Source organism: Nocardioides sp. SLBN-35, from assembly GCF_006715725.1.
Taxonomy (GTDB): domain Bacteria; phylum Actinomycetota; class Actinomycetes; order Propionibacteriales; family Nocardioidaceae; genus Nocardioides.
In genome coordinates this window covers 2,597,091-2,614,596 of record NZ_VFNU01000001.1, presented here as the reverse complement: position 1 = coordinate 2,614,596, position 17,506 = coordinate 2,597,091, and the positions used below count along the sequence as shown (strand labels likewise).

General features: G+C 74.1%; 13 protein-coding genes. 7 read left to right on the top strand and 6 right to left on the bottom strand.

Features of this window, described 5'->3' with window-relative positions; translation table 11 throughout:
* Positions 1–64 precede the first annotated feature (64 nt).
* A complete protein-coding gene (locus FBY23_RS25965; protein WP_160158229.1) occupies positions 65–508 on the top strand; it encodes a hypothetical protein in 444 nt (147 codons plus the stop codon).
* Here the strand turns inward: FBY23_RS25965 and FBY23_RS12625 are convergent.
* The gene (locus tag FBY23_RS12625; protein WP_141798465.1) at positions 505–1,968 is read right to left on the bottom strand and encodes a glutamate-cysteine ligase family protein; all 1,464 of its coding nucleotides are present in this window, start codon (positions 1,966–1,968) and stop codon (positions 505–507) included. The two genes, FBY23_RS25965 and FBY23_RS12625, sit on opposite strands and share 4 nt — an antisense overlap.
* 18 nt (positions 1,969–1,986) lie before the next feature.
* Complete coding sequence (locus FBY23_RS12620; RefSeq protein ID WP_160158228.1) at positions 1,987–3,000, bottom strand: DUF4192 domain-containing protein; 1,014 nt, start codon at positions 2,998–3,000, stop codon at positions 1,987–1,989.
* Positions 3,001–3,296: 296 nt separating this feature from the next.
* On the opposite strand from FBY23_RS12620, the gene FBY23_RS12615 reads away from it, so the two are divergent.
* From FBY23_RS12615 to FBY23_RS12605, 3 genes are all read left to right on the top strand, one after another.
* Positions 3,297–4,619: a DNA polymerase IV gene (locus FBY23_RS12615; protein WP_141798463.1), complete on the top strand. Its 1,323-nt coding sequence runs from the start codon at positions 3,297–3,299 to the stop codon at positions 4,617–4,619.
* Between the two features lie 10 nt (positions 4,620–4,629).
* Positions 4,630–6,783, top strand: coding sequence for a S9 family peptidase (locus tag FBY23_RS12610; RefSeq protein WP_141798462.1), 2,154 nt, complete (start codon positions 4,630–4,632; stop codon positions 6,781–6,783).
* 183 nt (positions 6,784–6,966) lie between these two features.
* A complete protein-coding gene (locus FBY23_RS12605) occupies positions 6,967–7,941 on the top strand; it encodes an RNA polymerase sigma factor RpoD/SigA (RefSeq protein ID WP_260805936.1) in 975 nt (324 codons plus the stop codon).
* A gap of 83 nt (positions 7,942–8,024) precedes the next feature.
* Here FBY23_RS12605 and coaE read toward each other — a convergent pair whose 3' ends face one another.
* Positions 8,025–8,615 carry a dephospho-CoA kinase gene (gene coaE / locus FBY23_RS12600; RefSeq protein WP_141798461.1) on the bottom strand — a complete coding sequence of 197 codons (591 nt, stop codon included), beginning with the start codon at positions 8,613–8,615 and terminating at the stop codon, positions 8,025–8,027.
* Between the two features lie 17 nt (positions 8,616–8,632).
* Positions 8,633–11,398 carry a PQQ-dependent sugar dehydrogenase gene (locus FBY23_RS12595; RefSeq protein ID WP_141798460.1) on the bottom strand — a complete coding sequence of 922 codons (2,766 nt, stop codon included), beginning with the start codon at positions 11,396–11,398 and terminating at the stop codon, positions 8,633–8,635.
* 113 nt (positions 11,399–11,511) lie between these two features.
* Between FBY23_RS12595 and FBY23_RS12590 the strand changes: the two genes are divergently transcribed.
* The gene (locus FBY23_RS12590; protein WP_141798459.1) at positions 11,512–12,786 is read left to right on the top strand and encodes a class I adenylate-forming enzyme family protein; all 1,275 of its coding nucleotides are present in this window, start codon (positions 11,512–11,514) and stop codon (positions 12,784–12,786) included.
* An 8-nt stretch (positions 12,787–12,794) separates the two neighbouring features.
* Here the strand turns inward: FBY23_RS12590 and FBY23_RS12585 are convergent, their stop codons facing one another.
* A complete protein-coding gene (locus FBY23_RS12585; protein ID WP_141798458.1) occupies positions 12,795–13,247 on the bottom strand; it encodes a hypothetical protein in 453 nt (150 codons plus the stop codon).
* A 49-nt stretch (positions 13,248–13,296) separates the two neighbouring features.
* Positions 13,297–14,775 (bottom strand): PucR family transcriptional regulator, encoded by a 1,479-nt coding sequence (locus FBY23_RS12580; RefSeq protein ID WP_141798457.1) that lies wholly within the window; start codon positions 14,773–14,775, stop codon positions 13,297–13,299.
* 84 nt (positions 14,776–14,859) lie between these two features.
* On the opposite strand from FBY23_RS12580, the gene gabT reads away from it, so the two are divergent.
* The gene (gene gabT / locus FBY23_RS12575) at positions 14,860–16,215 is read left to right on the top strand and encodes a 4-aminobutyrate--2-oxoglutarate transaminase (RefSeq protein ID WP_141798456.1); all 1,356 of its coding nucleotides are present in this window, start codon (positions 14,860–14,862) and stop codon (positions 16,213–16,215) included.
* Positions 16,215–17,486 (top strand): Glu/Leu/Phe/Val dehydrogenase, encoded by a 1,272-nt coding sequence (locus FBY23_RS12570; RefSeq protein WP_141798455.1) that lies wholly within the window; start codon positions 16,215–16,217, stop codon positions 17,484–17,486. The genes gabT and FBY23_RS12570 overlap by 1 nt, the downstream gene beginning before the upstream one ends.
* The last annotated feature ends 20 nt before the right edge of the window (positions 17,487–17,506 follow it).

Below are 17,506 nucleotides of genomic sequence, written 5' to 3'. Positions count from 1 at the left end.
AGGGGCGGGCCGGGCCTGTGGAGGACGCTCCCGCGACCGGCGCCGATCAGGCAGGCTCCCCCGCATGATCCAGGAGCCGGTCCCGACCCTGCTCGAGCGTGTGCTCCTGCGCGCGGTGCGCGAGCACGCCGAGGCCGAGGGCCGCTGCCAGCTGCCGCCCACGCTCCACGTCGGCATCCCCGGCGCCGAGGTCCGCGCCTTCGAGATCGTCGCCGGCGAGCGGCTCGACCTCACGTTGCGCACCGAGGTGCTCGAGGCGATGTGCCGCGACCACCTCGAGCGCGACGTCGTCCCGCTCGTCTGGCTCACCCGGACCCCGGACGGCCACGACGTCGAGGACCTCGCCTGGGCGGCCGCCGTGGGCTGCGCGGGTCCCGAGCTCGGCGTCCGGCTGGACCTGGTCGTCGTCACCCGCAGGTCGTGGCGCGACCCGCGCTCGGGCGTGGGCCGGCGGTGGACCCGGTTGCGGCGGCCGCGCCCCGAGGAGGCCCGGGCCCCGGAGACCTAGGCCCAGGTGTGCACCGGCTCGTTGTCGTGCATCCGCTGCCGGTACTCGGCCAGCACGGCCCGCAGCGCGTCGTAGCGGTCGGCGTCGTCACGCTCCTGCACCCGCCGGGTGAACCAGTCCGAGGCGTTGGTGCCGGCCAGGCAGCGCTGCTCGATCACGTCGAGGTAGCGGTGGGCCTCCTCTGACGAGACGCCCCAGGCGGCCAGGCCCTCGTGGGCCAGGGGCAGCAGGCGGCGTACGACCAGCTCGGTCGCCCGGACCCGGCCCAGCTGGGGCCAGTAGACCTCCGCGTCGATGCCGTGGCGCGCCGCGCTGTGGAAGTTCTCCTCCGCCGCGCTGAACGACATCTGCGACCACAGCGGCCGGTCGTTGTCGGCGAGCGCGCGGACCAGTCCGAAGTAGAACGCCGCGTTGGCGACCGTGTCGACGACCGTCGGGCCCGCCGCGAGGATCCGGTTCTCGACGCGCAGGTGGGGCAGGCCGCCGGTGATGTCGTAGACCGGGCGGTTCCAGCGGTAGATGGTCCCGTTGTGCAGCCGCAGCTCGGACAGGTTCGGCGTGCCGCCCGCCTCCAGGACGGTGAGCGGGTCCTCCTCGTCGATCACGGGCAGCAGCGGCGGGAAGTAGCGGACGTTCTCCTCGAACAGGTCGAACACGGAGGTGATCCAGCGCTCGCCGAACCACACCCGCGGCCGCACGCCCTGCACCTTCAGCTCCTCGCCGCGGGTGTCGGTGGCCTGCTCGAACAGCGGGATCCGGGTCTCGGACCACAGCTGCTTGCCGAGCAGGTACGGCGAGTTGGCCGCCACCGCGAGCTGGATGCCGGCGATGGCCTGGGACGCGTTCCAGTACGACGCGAACTGGTCCGGGCTCACCTGCACGTGGAACTGGGTGCTGGTGCACGCCGCCTCCGGCATGATCGTGTCGACCGTGGTGTGGAGTCGCTCGACGCCGCGGATGTCGATGAGGATGTCCTCGCCGCGGGCGCGCAGGATCTGCTCGCTCAGCAGGCGGTAGCGCGGGTTGGCGCTGATCACCTCGGCCCGCAGGTGCTCGGGCGCGAGTGTCGGCAGGATCCCGATCATCACCAGGTGGGCCCCGAGCGGCGCCGCCCGCTCCTCGGCGTGGTTGAGGCTGGCCCGCAGCTGCTTCTCGTAGCCCTCCAGACCGCCGCCGGCCAGCGGTCCCGGCGCCAGGTTGAGCTCGATGTTGAACTGGCCGAGCTCGGTCTGGAAGTCGGGGTCCTCGATCGCCTCGAGCACCTCGGCGTTGCGCAGCGCCGGGTCCCCGGCATCGTCGACCAGGTTGAGCTCGACCTCGACGCCGGTCCACGGATCGTCGGTGTCGAAGGCCGACTCGCGCAGCATCCGCTCGAACACGTCGAGACAGCGCCGGACCTTCTCCCGGTAGCGGGTCCGGTCGGCGGGGGTGAACTGCTGGGCCGCGACGTCGTCTCCCATGCACCGACCTTAGATAACTCATCCAGCGTCCGGCAGCCCCTCGTCCCATGCGAATCCTCCTTCCCAGCTCTGCGGCGGCACGGCGCCCTGGAGGATCGAGCCCAGCTGCTCGGCCATCCGGTAGCCCGGCTCGGCCCGCAGGCACCGGTCGACCGCGACCCAGGCGAGGGCGCCGTCGCCGGCCTGCCAGGCCGCCCAGCCGAGCAGCGCGGCCGGGGCGGCCACCAGGGGGTCGGGCGCGCGGCGCACGGCATCGGTCCACAGCCGGACGTGGCCCTCGGCGGTGCGACGGCCGAGGTGGGCCCAGGCAGCGTCGCGCACCCGGGTGGCCTGCATCACCCACAGCAGGCGGGCCAGGTCGGTGTCGTCGGGAAGGGCGTCGTCGGCGACCAGGTCGTGGACCGCGTGGTGCACCCACTCGCCGGCGGCACGGATCGCACGGCCACTCGTCGGCACACCCGCGTCGGCGTAGCGGCCGGCCACGAGCGCCGTGCTCACCGCGGCGGCCGCCGCCCGGTCGGGGTCGAGCGAGGCGACCAGGTCGGCCCGGGAGCGGTGGGCGAGCCGCCCCGACACCAATGCCTCGAGCACGAACGGATGGGCGCTGACGTCGTAGGGATGCCGTCGGCGCCGTTCGTCGGGGTCGGGGGCGCTCAGGTCGCGCAGGTGGGTGCGGTCGGCGACGAGCGCGGCGATGACGACCAGGCCGGTGCGCCGGCAGGCCCGGCGCAGCGAGCGGTGCACGGCCTGCGCCGCCGCGGGCTCGTCGGTGTAGTAGAGGAGCACGACGTGGCTGGCGCCGTGGCGCCGCGCGGGCTCGAGGAGCACCTCGGCGAGCTCGCGGCGCACGGCGGGCCGCTGCGCGGCGAGCGGCGGAAGGTCGACGCGCGCATGGAAGGGATGGTGGGCGCCGAAGGTCATCAGCACCACGGACTCCTCGGGCCAGAAGCCGAGCAGGACGGGAGCGGCGGCGAGCAGGTCGGCGTGGCCGCGGACGGTGAGGGAGGTGATGGGGCGAGGGGTCGTGGTCATGACGACGACGGTCGCCGGGAGGTCCGACGCGAGCCCGAACGGCAGGGACGGGTTGTGGAGAACGACCGTCGGCACGTCGGCTGTGGAGAGCCGAGGGACCCGGCTGTCAGCACTGCGCACTAACGTGACCCAGTGGCCACCCCCGAGCGCTCGCCGTGCGTCCCGCACTCCGGGCACGCACCTGGCTGCGTTGGCGTCGCTCGATGGACGACCCAGTACGACTTCGCTCCGCCGCCTTGCCATGCACGCACCCGGCGCACGGGACGCCCCCGCCGAGCGCCCGGGCGTGTCCACTAGTGCGCCCCCACGCCTCGGTCCTCCACCTGGACCTCGACGCGTTCTTCGCGGCGGTGGAGCAGCGTGACAAGCCCTCGCTGCGCGGCAAGCCGGTCGTCGTCGGCGGGACCGGCGGGCGCGGGGTGGTGTCGACGGCGTCCTACGAGGCCCGGGCGTACGGCGTCCGCTCGGCCATGTCGACCCGGGAGGCGCGCGCTCGGTGCCCGCACGCGGCGTACCTCTCCGGCCGGTTCGAGGCCTACCGCTCCACCAGTACCGCGGTGATGGCGGTCCTGCGTGACTGCTCGCCGCTGGTCGAGCCGCTCTCGCTGGACGAGGCGTTCGTCGACCTGGCCGAGGCCGGCCTGGCCGACCTCGAGGTGCCGACGGTGACCGCGCTCGCCGAGGAGCTGCGGCAGCGCGTCCGCGAGGTGACCGGCGGGTTGACCGCGTCGGTGGGCGTCGCCTCGTCGAAGTTCCTCGCCAAGATCGCCAGCGACCTGCGCAAGCCGGACGGGCTGGTCGTCATCGAGCCCGGCACCGAGCTGGACCTGCTGCGCCCGCTGCACGTCTCGGTGATCCCGGGGGTCGGGCCGGCGACGGTCGAGCGGCTGCGCCGGGCGGGCGTGCACACCGTCGCCGAGCTGGAGCGGGTCAGCCTGGACGAGCTGGTCCGGCTCGTGGGCAAGGCCCAGGGGCAGGGCCTGTTCCACCTGGCCCGTGCCGAGGACGACCGGGCCGTCGTACCGGACCGCGAGACGAAGTCGGTCAGCGTCGAGGGCACCTACGAGACCGACCTCACCGACCGCCAGCAGATGAGCGCGATCGTCACCCGCCAGGCGGGAGAGGTCGCCAAGCGGCTGCGGAAGAGCGGGCTGTCGGGTCGCACGGTCACGATCAAGGTCCGCCTCTACGACTTCACCACACTGAGCCGCTCCTCCACCCTCCCCGCCCCGACCGACTCCCCCGCGACCGTCGCCCGCCTGGCTCGGACCCTGCTCGAGGACCTCGACACCTCCGGCGGCGTACGCCTGCTCGGCGTCGGCGTCTCCGGCCTGGCCGACTGGATCCAGGAGGACCTGTTCGCCACCGAGTCCGAGACGGACGACGACCAGGAAGAGGAGGAGTCCGCCGAGCCCGACCAGGCCGGCGCCCGGTGGCGCAACGCCGGTCCGCAGAGCTGGGCCCCCGGAATCGACGTCGTGCACGCCGAGCACGGCCGGGGCTGGGTGTGGGGATCGGGCAAGGGGGTGGTCACGGTGCGCTTCGAGACCGCCGAGACGCCGCCGGGACCGGTCCGCTCGTTCCCTGCCGACGACCCGGCGTTGACACGCTGGCAGTAGCGTTCCCGGCATGCCCGTCCCGCCGAGCGCCCCGCGCCACCCGGTCACTACGACGAACCACGGCCACACCCGCACCGACGAGTACGACTGGCTGCGCGACAAGGAGGACCCGGCGGTCATCGCGCACCTCGAGGCCGAGAACGCGTACACCCAGGAGCGCACCGCGCACCTCGCCGACCTGCGCGGGCGGATCTTCGAGGAGATCAAGGCCCGCACCCTCGAGACCGACCTGTCGGTGCCGACCCGCGTGCGCGGGTTCTGGTACTACGGCCGCTCCTTCGAGGGCCGCCAGTACGGCGCCAGCTGCCGCGTCCCGGTCAGCGACCCGGACGACTGGACTCCCCCGCAGCCCGCCGCCGACGCGCGTCCCGACGAGCCGGCGCTGCCCGGCGAGGAGGTGCTGCTCGATCTCGACGCGCTCGCCGAGGGTCACGACTTCTTCAGCCTGGGCGGCTCCTCGGTCAGCCCCGACGACCAGCTCCTCGCGTACGCCGTCGACGTGGTCGGCGACGAGCGCTACACCGTCCGCGTGCTCGACCTGGCCACCCGTGCGCTGCACGACGACGTGCTCACCGACGTCCTCGGCGGCGTGACCTGGGGCGGCTCTCCGGACCACTTCTACTACACGACCGTCGACGAGGCCTGGCGTCCCGACAAGGTCTGGCGGCACCGCCTCGGCACCGCCCAGGCCGATGACGAGCTGGTGTTCCACGAGCCCGACGGCCGCTACTTCGTCGGTGTCGGGCGCACCCGCAGCCGGCGCTACGTGATGATCGCGGCCAGCTCGAAGACGACCTCCGAGTTCCACGTCCTCGACGCGGCCGACCCGCAGGCGCAGCCGGTCTGCTTCGCCGAGCGCACCGACGGCGTCGAGTACTCCCTCGAACACGCGGTCGTGGGCGGCCAGGACCGGTTCCTGGTGCTGCACAACGCGACCGGGCCGGAGTTCGAGCTGGGCCACGCCCCCGCCGTACCGACTCCCCCGGAGGAGTGGCAGCCGCTGCTCCCCCACGACCTCGCGGTGCGGCTCGAGGACGTCGACGCGTTCGAGGGCCACCTCGTCGTCCAGCAGCGCAGCGGGGGCGGCAGCCAGGTCCGCGTCCTCGACCTCGGCGACGACCCGCAGAGCCCGGTGACCGGCGACCGGTTCGTCGAGTTCCCCGGCGAGCTGGCGACGGTCGGAGCGGGAAGCAACCCCGCGTTCGAGCAGCCGACCATCCGGGTCGGGATGACCAGCCTCGCGCGCCCCTCGGCGGTCTACGACCACGACCTGCGCACCGGCGAGCTGGTGCTGCGCAAGCAGGCACCGGTGCTGGGCGGCTACGACGCCGACGACTACGAGGAGCACCGCCTGTGGGCGACCTCGGTCGACGGCGTCCAGGTGCCGATCTCGCTGGTGGTCCGCAAGGGCGTGCGCGGCCCCGACGGAACCGACCGGGTCCCCGTCCACCTCTACGGCTACGGCGCCTACGAGGCCTCGATCGACCCCTACTTCGCGGTCGCCCGGCTCTCCCTGCTCGACCGCGGCGCGGCGTTCGCGATCGCCCACGTGCGCGGGGGCGGCGAGATGGGCCGTCACTGGTACGACGACGGCAAGCTCGAGCACAAGCAGCACACCTTCGACGACTTCATCGCCGCGGCCCGCCACCTCGTCGAGGCCGGCTGGACCACCCCGGACCGCATCGTCGCGGAGGGCGCGAGCGCCGGCGGGCTGCTCATCGGCGCAGTCGCCAACCAGGCGCCCGAGGCGTTCGGCGGCTTCGTGGCGGGCGTGCCGTTCGTCGACACCCTCACCACCATGCTCGACGCGACGCTGCCGCTGACCGTCCCGGAGTACGACGAGTGGGGCAACCCGAGCGACGACCCGGTCGCCTACGAGCGGATCGCCGGCTACGCGCCCTACGAGAACGTCGCCGACCTCCCCTACCCGCCGATCCTGGCCGAGACGTCGCTCAACGACACCCGGGTGCTCTACGTGGAGCCCGCCAAGTGGGTCGCGCGACTGCGCGAGCGCGCGCCGCAGGCCGACGTGCTGCTGCGCACCGAGATGGCGGCCGGGCACGGCGGCGTGTCCGGGCGCTACCGCGCGTGGGAGGACCGGGCGTTCTCGCTGGCCTGGATCCTGGACCGGCTCGGCCTCGCCGACGCCGAGCCGCGTTCCTGAGCGCTGACCCCCCGAAATTGAGAACTCCCTGAGATTCGTCGTCAGGGGCAACTTCCGGGGATTCCCAGACGTCAAAGCCGGTGAGAGCAACACCGAAGGTTCCGGGGAATCCCGGGTACCTCGCCGGTGTTGGGAACCACAGGTGCGGATGGGCTCCAGCCGCACGGGGCAAGGAGGGACGCCATGGCAGCGACGATGACCGCGACAGTGAAGAGGACGCGCAACACCGGACGCGAGATCGAGGGGCGCGACAGCGTCGGGCTGTACCTCGACGAGATCGCCCGCACCCCCCTGCTCGACGCGGCGCGGGAGGTCGAGCTCGCCAAGGCGATCGAGGCCGGCCTGTACGCCGAGCACCTGCTCGCCGAGGGCCGGATCGGCCGACGCAAGGGCGGCGCCCCCAAGCAGGCCACCGAGGCCGAGCTCGAGTGGATCGCCGAGGAGGGCCGCAAGGCCGTCACGGAGTTCATCAACGCCAACCTGCGCCTGGTGGTGTCCATCGCCCGCAAGTACGGCCGGGCGCAGATGCCGATGCTCGACCTCATCCAGGAGGGCAACACCGGCCTGATCCGCGCGGTCGAGAAGTTCGACTACGCCAAGGGCTACAAGTTCTCCACCTACGCCACCTGGTGGGTCCGCCAGGCCATCACCCGCGGCATCGCGCAGCAGGCCCGCGTGGTCCGGCTGCCCGTGCACGTGGTCGAGGAGCTCAACCAGGTCGGCGGCGCCCGCCGTACCCTCGAGCGCCAGCTGGGCCGCGACCCCGAGCCCGCGGAGATCGCCGCCGAGCTCGGCCTCGAGGTCGACCGGGTCCTCGACCTGATGGCGTGGGGCCGCGAGCACGTCAGCCTCGACACCCCCGTCGACGAGGACGGCGACACCTCGCTCGGTGACCTGATGGCGCAGGAGACCGCGCCCGGCCCCGACCTGACGGTGCTCGACGTCGAGGCCCGCGAGCGGCTCAACACCCTGGTCGACCAGCTCGACGCGCGGGCCGCCGACATCATCCGCGAGCGCTACGGCCTGGTCGACGGCCGCCAGCACAAGCTCGCCGACATCGGCGTCAAGCACGGCATCTCCGCCGAGCGGGTGCGCCAGCTCGAGCGTGAGGCGCTGCAGAAGCTGCGCCGCCTCGGCGACCCCGACATGGCCGCCTGAACCGACCGCTGCCCGGCTCCGCGGGGACCTCCGTCATCTGAGGACGGAGGTCCTCGTGCGTCCGGGCTCGGCGCGCCTCGACGTCAGGCGGGTCGACTCAGGGCGTCGAAGACGTCGACGACCGCGCGGCGCAGGTCCTCGCGGGTGCCGGTGTTCTCGATGAGGTACGTCGCCACGGCCCGCCGCTGCTCGCGGCTCGCCTGGGCGGCGATCCGGGAGCGGCCGTCCTCCTCGGTCCAGCCGCGGTCGCGCACCATCCGCTCGAGCTGGACGTCCTCGGGGGCGTCGACGACGATCACGGCGTCGAACTCCTCCGCGCGGCCGGACTCCACCAGCAGCGGGATGTCGTGGACGACGATCGCATCGGCCGGTGCGGCGGTCTCGAGCTCGGCGTACCTCTCGAAGACGAGGGGGTGCACGATCCCCTCGAGCCGGCGCCGTGCGGACTCGTCGCCGAAGACGAGCGCACCCATCCGCGGCCGGTCCAGCTCGCCGTCGGCCGTCAGCATCTCGGGCCCGAACGCCTCGACGACGGCCGCGAGCCCGGGGGTCCCCTTCGCGACGACCTCGCGCGCGATCTGGTCGGCGTCGATGACGACCGCACCCAGCTCCCGCAGGATCGACGAGACAGTGCTCTTCCCCGAGGCGATCCCCCCGGTCAATCCGACGCGCACACGCGGACCCTATCCGGCTACGGCGCGCACGGCCCGACCGCGGCGCCCGGGAAGCAGACGTAGACGGGCGCGCTGGTGCTCCGGATCCCGCTGCTGTCGGTGACGGTGGCCCGCAGCCGGACGACCCCGGCACCGGGCGCGTGCAGGTCGCTGACCTGGACGGTGCCGGCGACCACGCCGTCGACGCGCTGCACGGGGTGGGCGTGGAAGGTGCCGCCGGAGTAGTGCAGGAAGTCGACCGCGAGCTCGGCGCCGTCGGCCAGCACGGTCCCGTCGGGGTCGTCGGCATCGTCGGGGTCGCTGGCGGCGATCGTGAACGACACCTCGCCGGTGGCGGCGACGTAGCCGTTGGCGGGCGCAGCCAGCGCCACGACCGGAGGGCCGCCGGTCCGGGTCCAGGTCACTTCGGCCGACGCGTTCGCGACGTCGCCGTGGACCAGCTCGGCACGGACGGCGTGCAGCCCGTCGGCCAGCACCACGTCGTGGTCGCGGCTGGCGGCCCAGAAGCTGCCGGCGTAGAAGTCGTGGACCACCTGGTCGTCGACCCACAGCCGCACCCACTCGCCGCTGCGCACCGAGAACCGGTAGGTCCCGGCGGCGAGGTCGACCCGGCCGCGCCACGCCGTACCGAACCGGTCGCCGGGGTGGGCGCGCTCGTCGGGGTGCTCGGCGCCGGCCCACGGTGAGCCGGACGTCGGCTCGAGCCGGATCCCGGCCTCGCAGGTCGCCTCGGCCAGCGGCTCGGCCGGCAGCTGCGCGGCGGTGTAGGGATAGACCCAGCGCCAGGCGGGGTCGACCTGGTCGAGGTCCAGGTCGAACACGGAGTCGGCCCCGTCGAGGTCGTGGAAGGTACGCCGGAAGCTGCCCTCGGGGCACCGGTCGGGCGTCGCCGCGGCGGTCGGGCGGATCCGGCGCAGGCTGCCGGTGTAGATCGACAGCGTCCAGACCAGGCCGTCCGGACCGGTCAGGAACTTCACCGGGCCCTCGGCCGCCGTGGTGTCGGCGAGCACCTCCACACCCGTGACGTCGCCGTCGACGGCGAGGTGGGCGGTCCAGATCCGGTTCTGGGCGTAGTCGCCGAAGACGTAGCGACCACGCGTGCCGGTCGGGTACGCCGGATCGGCCAGCACCGTGCCGCCGGTGACCGAGCCGCCGCCGGTCGCGTGCGGGTAGGAGTACGACGGCGCGCGTGCCCCGCCGTCGGCCCGGACCGCCGCGCACGCGTGCCACGGGCTCTCCGGGTCGTCGACGTCGCCGAGGTCGGTCGCGGCGGCGCCCTCCCGGCAGGGCCATCCGAAGTTGGCCGGCGCGGCGGCGGAGGCGGCCAGGTCGACCACGTCGACCTCCTCGGCGCTGCCCTCGCCGACCTCGCCGATCATCAGCAGGTCGCCCTGGAGGCCGAACCGGAACGGGTTGCGCAGCCCGAGCGCCAGCACCCGCGAGGCGTTGTCGGAGCCGTCGCCGGTGTAGGCGGGGTTGCCGGGCACGCCGCGGCCGGTGGCCGGGTCGATCCGGAGCACCTTGCCGGCGAGCACCTGCGGGTCCTGGGCGCGCAGGGTCTCGAGGCGACCGCGCACGCCGTTGGAGGTGAGGTAGAGGGAGCCGTCGCCGACCCCCACCAGCAGCCGGCCCGCGGCGTCGAAGCCGAGGTCGCCGATGGTGTGGGCGTCGCCGCGCAGCGGGAGGCAGTCGGGGGTGCGGACGTTCTCGTCGGCCCAGCAGCCGGGACCGGTGACGCTGCCGAGCACGACGGTGCGGGACGACGGGTCGAGCGCGTCGCCGTCCCAGGTGTAGCGCGCGACCTGCTGGCTGTGCCGGTCCGCCGTACCGTCGGCCGGGTCGGCCGGGTCGGCCAGCACGTGGGCGAGGTAGACGTAGCCGTTGTCAGTGAAGCCGGGGTCGACGGCGATGCCGGTGAGGCCGGCGTCGCCCTCGTCGCGCACCAGGTCGCGCAGGTCGAGCACCTCGCGCGGCGGGGCGAAGCCGCCCTCGCCGGTGGGCTCGACCGCCTGCACCAGGCCGGCCTTCTCCGTCACCAGCACCGCGCCACTCGGCAGCACCGCGGCGCTGGTCGGCAGGGACAGCCCGCCCTGCACTTTCTCGATCGCGAAGCCGTCGGCGACGCCGGAGTCGACCCCGATGACGGGCGCCGGTACGTCGACCAGCACCGCCTCGCTCAGCGTGCTCCCGCCGCGGCCGATCGCGCGGGCCACGACGTCGTGCGTCCCGGAGGCGGCGGTCAGGTCGGCCTGCCAAGGCGGGACGGGGTCCTCGGCGACCGCGACGCCGTCGACGAGGAAGCGGACCCGGTCCGCCCGGCCGGTCGTCGTGGCGGTGATCGTGCGCCCCTCGACGGCGACGGTGACGCCGGGCGGCGGCGGGAGCGGCTCGGGGGCGGGCGTGGTCGTACCGGTGACCGTGACGACGCGGCTGACCGCGGCCGGCAGCCGGCGCCCGCCGGATCGGTGTGCCGGCGCCCGGAAGCGGTACCGGACCGGACCCGCGGTGGCGACCAGCTCGGCCCGGGCGACGCCGCGGCGGTCGGTGCGGGTCCGCGCGACGCGGACCCAACGGCCGGCGACCGACTCCTCGATGCGCACCGGCCGCCGGCCGTCGCCGGGCAGTCGGGTGCGCAGGCGGACCGCCTCGCCGACCCGGGGGGACGACGGCGAGACGCTCACCGTGGGACGCGCCGCCGAGCCCGAGGGCGCGGCGGCATCCGACCCGGTCGTCTGCAGGACGACGACAGCCACGAGCAGGCTGGTCAGGAGAGCACGCACCACCGCGCCAGCCTGCTCGACCGCCGCGGGCGGCGCGGGCGAATGGCGACCACCCGGGGCCAAGGTCCCTGATACGCCGTCCGGTCGGCGTCGACGCACCTGCGATGATGCGCCCGATGGACGAGCCCACCTCGCAGCCGACCCTGCACCCCGGCGACCGGGTCGCGCTGCTCGTGCCCGGTTCCCATGCGTACGTCGACGCGGTGCTCCGGATGCTCACCGCCGGCGTCTTCCCGATCCCGCTGGACCCGCGACTCACCCCCGCCGAGCAGTCACGGATCCTCGAAGGCCTGGCGCCGACGGCCGTCGTACGGACGACGGACGAGCTGGCCGCCCTCGTGGCGCCCCTCCCCGGCGCCGGTCTCCCGCTGGGCCGGCCGATGCACTGCACCAGCGGCACGACCGGGGTGCCGAAGGGAGTCTGGTCCGGGCTGCTGTCGCCGCCCGACGCGGCGGCACTGGTCGCCGAGGAGCGCGACCTGTGGGGCTTCTCCCCCGACGACGTCAACCTGGTCCTGAGCCCGCTCTACCACTCCGCACCGCTACGCTTCGCGATGGGCACGATCCTCGCGGGCGGCCGGCTCGTGATCCCCGGGCCGTTCGACCCGGCAGCGGTGACGGCGGCGATCGAGGCCGAGCGGCCGACCACGATGTTCTGCGTGCCGACCCACCTGCAGCGGCTCTTCGCGTACTGGGACGAGCACGGGAGGCCCGACCTGTCGTCGTACCGACTGGTCGCGCACGCCGGCGCACCCTGCCCGACCGAGCTCAAGCACCGCATCATCGACGCCTTCCCGCCGGGCTCGACGTGGGAGTTCTACGGCTCGACGGAGGGGCAGTTCACGGCGTGTCGCAGCGAGGAGTGGCTGGAGCGGCCCGGCACCGTCGGCCGCGCCCGACCCGGCCGCACCCTGACGACCGACCCCGACGGCACGATCTGGTGCGCCGTCCCGCCGAACGCCTGCTTCTCCTACTTCGGCGCGCCCGAGAAGACCGCCACCGCCTGGCGCGACACCCCCGACGGACCGGCGTTCACCGTCGGCGACCTCGGCCGCCTCGACGCAGACGGCTACCTCTACCTCGACGGCCGCCGCGAGGACCTGGTGATCAGCGGCGGCGTCAACGTCTACCCGACCGAGGTCGAGCAGGTCCTCGGCACCTGCCCCGGCGTCCTCGACATCGCGGTCTACGGCGTCGACGACCCGCAGTGGGGCCAGCGGGTCTGCGCCGCGGTGGTGGCCGGCCCCGACGGACCCTCGGAGGAGGCGATCCGGGCGTTCGCGCGCGAGCACCTGGCACCGCCGAAGCGGCCCAAGGACTACACCTTCCTCGCCGAGCTGCCCCGCACCCTCACCGGCAAGGTCCGGCGGAACGAGCTGCGGGCCCCGTGATGACGTGATCAGGCGGGAGTGCGCAGGCACCGCGGGTCCGGGGCCGCTCCGGCTCCCACATCCTCGGTCTGGGAGAGGCAGGCACCGTCGTACACCGCGCGCTCGCCCAGCGGCGCGGCCAGCTCGACGGTCATCTCATAGCGTTCGAGCACGAGGATGCACATCTGCGCCGAGTCCTGTGCATACGCGGTGATGACCACGCGGTCGGGGTGCTCCTCGACCAGGTTGCCGTTGGACTCCTGACAGGCGCTGCCGCCGTACCCGACGACGAGGCGGTCCTCGGCCGCGACGCTCAGGTGGTCCCAGGTGATGGGCGCGCCGGCGGGGACGGTCTGCAGCCGCCGCGGCGGGTCCTCGGCAACGTCCGACGAGTCGGCGCGGAACAGCCGCCAGCCGGCGACACCCAGGACGGCCACCACGAGCACAGCCACGGCACTCCACAGCACACCCGAGCGTGTCATGACCGGATGGTCACCCGACTCCTCGGCTGCTGTCCAGCAAAGGCTCCGGTCACCGACCTGCCGCGAGCTCGAGCGCCAGCCACGCACCCACCCGGGCGGCGGGGTCGTCGAGGTCGAGCCCGGTCAGCCGCTCGATCTCGGCCAGCCGGTTGCGCACGGTGTTGCGGTGCACGCCGAGGTCGTCGGCGACCGCGCCGCGGGAGCCGTGGTGGCGCAGGAAGGCGGCCAGCGTGGTGCGGTGCTCGTCGTCGAGGGGCGCGAGGAAGGCGGCGGCGTACTCATGGCCGAGGGCCTCGGGCACCAGCGCCAGCGGACCGGCGTCGGCGACCTCCTCCCAGCGCCGGACCGGGCTCGCCGCGGTGGTGCGGTCGAGGGCGTGGCCGGCGGTCTCGGCGCCACGGCGCCCGTCCTGTGCCGGCACCGCCCGCCCGACGCCGGCCCGCAGTCCGCCGGCCCGGGCGAGGACGGCCCCGATCCGCGACGGCACGGCGACCGCCACCAGCTCGCCGTCGAGCAAGCCGGCCAGCACGCCCTCGTCGGCGAGGTCGTCCTCGAGGCGCTCGAGCACGTCGCCGAGCGTCTCCTCGGGCCCGGTCATCCGTACGACGCGCAGCCGCTCGGGCACCGACCGGCCGCCCTCGGCGGCGTCGAGCAGCACCTCGGCCGAGCGCAGGTCCCCGGCGCAGAGCAGCTCCAGGGCGCGCCCGCGCAGCCGGCGGTCGGCGGCGCGGCGCTCGGCGCGGCGCTCGACGGCCAGGCTGAGCAGCACGGCCGCGGTGCTGACCGCGGAGCGCTGCGGCTCGTCGAGACCACCCGGCAGGCAGACCGCGAGGTAGAGCTCGGGCCGTCCAGCGAGGCCGATCGGGCGCACGACGGTGGTGTCGCGGGCGCGCGTGGTCGTGGAGACGGCGCCCAGGCCCTGGCCCTTGATGCCGGCGACCTCGCCCCGGACCAGGTCGAGGTCGAGGGTCTCGGGGTGCGCGCCGAGCGGCCCCTCGGCCGGTGCCCCGTCGCGCTGCACCAGCGCCACGCTCGCGTCGAGGAGCTGGGCCAGCCGCTCGACGAGCGGGCGCAGGTCGAGGCCGAGCGCGGCCCGGGTGAGGCGGCGCTGAAGGTCGAGCGCGAGGCGGGTGGTGGCCGCCTCCTGGTCCTGGAGCAGCTCGGCCGCGGCGCGGGAGACGGCGACGAAGGGCGTGGCCCGCGGGACCTCCAGCAGCACCAGCCCGCGCGCCGCGCAGGCGGCGACGAGGGCCGGCGGCAGCCGGTCGTGGGTGAGCCCGGTGCCGAGGCCGAGAGCCGCGGCGCCGGCGTCGGCCAGCCGGTCGACGTACGACGCCCACTCCCGGCTCCACCCACGGGTGCCCAGGCCGGTGGTGAGCAGCAGCTCCCCACCTTCGAGGTACGGCGTCGGGTCGGCCAGCTCGCTCGTCGCGACCCAGCGCAGGACCGGCCCGTCGAGCGCCGGGGCGCCCTCGGCCGGGCGCAGGCCCAGGCCAGGCATCGCCACCAGGTCGGCCACCGTCACCACGGTGACATTGTTGCACAATCAGTCGAGCAAGATTGTGCAGATCGAGCATGGCCGGACAGGCCGGGCGGTCCTACCGTCGTACTCATGACCGACACCACCTCCGGGCACACCTCCGGCGGCCCTGGCATCACCCAGGAGCGACGCCTCGTCACCGCTATCCCCGGCCCGCGCTCGCAGGAGCTCGCGGCCCGCAAGGCGAAGGCGGTCGCCTCCGGCGTCGCCGTCGGCCTGCCCGTCCAGGTCGTCGCGGCCGGTGGCGGCATCCTCGTCGACGCCGACGGCAACCAGCTGATCGACCTCGGCTCCGGCATCGCCGTCACCACCGTCGGCAACAGCTCGCCGCGCGTGGTCGAGGCCGTGACCCGGCAGGTCGCCGAGTTCACCCACACCTGCTTCATGGTCACCCCCTACGAGGGCTACGTGGCCGTCGCCGAGAAGCTCAACGAGCTCACCCCCGGCACCCACGAGAAGCGCTCGGCGCTGTTCAACGCCGGCGCCGAGGCGGTCGAGAACGCCGTCAAGATCGCCCGCTCGGCCACCGGCAAGCAGGCCGTCGTGGTCTTCGACCACGCCTACCACGGCCGCACGAACCTCACCATGGCGATGACGGCGAAGAGCATGCCCTACAAGAGCGGCTTCGGCCCGTTCGCCTCCGAGGTCTACCGCGCCCCGCTGTCCTACCCCTTCCGCGACGGCGGCCTCGACGGCGTCGAGGCGGCCCGCAGGGCGATCGACGTCATCGAGAAGCAGGTCGGCGCCGGCAACCTGGCCGCCGTCGTGATCGAGCCCATCCAGGGCGAGGGCGGCTTCATCGTCCCGGCCGAGGGCTTCCTGCCGACCCTGGTGGCCTGGTGCCGCGAGAACGGCGTCGTCTTCGTCGCCGACGAGGTGCAGACCGGCTTCGCCCGCACCGGCGAGCTGTTCGCCTGCGACCACGAGGGCGTCGTGCCCGACCTGATCGTGACCGCCAAGGGCATCGCCGGCGGCCTCCCGCTCGCCGCCGTCACCGGCCGCGCCGAGATCATGGACGCCGCGCACGCGGGCGGCCTCGGTGGCACCTACGGTGGCAACCCGCTCGCCTGCGCCGCCGCGCTCGCCGTCTTCGAGACGATCGAGGCCGAAGGCCTGGTCGACCGCGCCCGCACCATCGGCAAGACCATGACCGAGCGGCTCGCCGCGATGCAGGAGAACGACCCCCGCATCGGCGAGGTCCGCGGCCGCGGCGCGATGATCGCAGTCGAGCTGGTCAAGCCCGGCAGCACCGACCCGGACGCCGACCTCACCAAGAAGGTCGCCGCCGCCGCCAACGCCAAGGGCATGGTCGTGCTGACCTGCGGCACCTACGGCAACGTGCTGCGCTTCCTCCCGCCGCTGTCGATGCCCGACCACCTCCTCGACGAGGCGCTCGACCTCCTCACGGAAGTCTTCCAGGAGAACTGATGACCGCGCTCCAGGAGCCCGTCGCCACCGCGACCGGGCCGCTGAACGACGCCCGCACGCAGCTGCGGGAGGCCACCACGCTGCTCGGGTACGACGAGGGCCTGCACCAGATGCTCGCCACCCCGCGCCGCGAGGTGACCGTCAGCATCCCGCTGCGCCGCGACGACGGCACCACCGAGCTGTTCGTCGGCCACCGGGTCCAGCACAACTTCTCCCGCGGCCCGGCCAAGGGCGGCCTGCGCTACTCCCCCGACGTCGACCTCGACGAGGTCCGCGCGCTGGCGATGTGGATGACCTGGAAGTGCGCCCTGCTCGACGTTCCGTACGGCGGCGCGAAGGGCGGCGTCCGGATCGACCCGCGCAACTACTCCGATGCGGAGCTGGAGCGCGTGACCCGCCGCTACACCAGCGAGATCAGCCCGCTGATCGGCCCCGAGCGCGACATCCCGGCGCCGGACATCGGCACCGACGAGAAGACCATGGCCTGGCTGATGGACACCTACTCCGTCCAGCAGGGCCACACCGTCCTCGGCGTCACCACCGGCAAGCCGATCAGCCTCGGCGGCTCGCGTGGCCGCGCCACCGCCACCTCACGCGGTGTCGTCCACGTCGCCCTGGCGGCGCTGCGCTCGCGCGGCATCTCGCCGGACGCAGCCACGGCGTCGGTGCAGGGCTTCGGCAAGGTGGGCCGGTACGCCGCCCGCTTCCTCGCCGAGGCCGGCACCCGGGTGCTGGCGGTGTCCGACCAGTACGGCGCGGTGTTCGCGTCGACCGGACTCGACATCGTCGCCCTCGAGGCGCACGTCGACGCCACCGGCTCGGTCGTCGGCTTCGCCGGCGCCGAGGCGATCACCAACGACGACGTGCTCGAGGCCGAGGTCGACCTGCTCGTCCCCGCCGCGGTCGAAGGAGTCCTCCGCGCCGACAACGCCGGCCGGGTGCGCGCCGCGGTGATCGTGGAGGGCGCCAACGGACCCACCACGCCCGAGGCCGACCGGATCCTGCAGCAGGCCGACCGCCTCGTCGTACCGGACATCCTGGCGAACGCCGGCGGCGTGATCGTGTCCTACTTCGAGTGGGTGCAGGCCAACCAGGCGTACTGGTGGAGCGAGACCGAGGTCGAGGCCCGCCTCGCCGAGCGCATGCTCGACGCGTGGGAGTCGGTCAACGCCGCCGCCACCCGCCTCGACGTACCCCTGCGCACCGCGGCGACCTGCCTCGCCGTCGAGCGCGTCGCCCAGGCGCACCAGCTGCGCGGCCTCTACCCGTGATCCGCACCCCTGATCTGGAG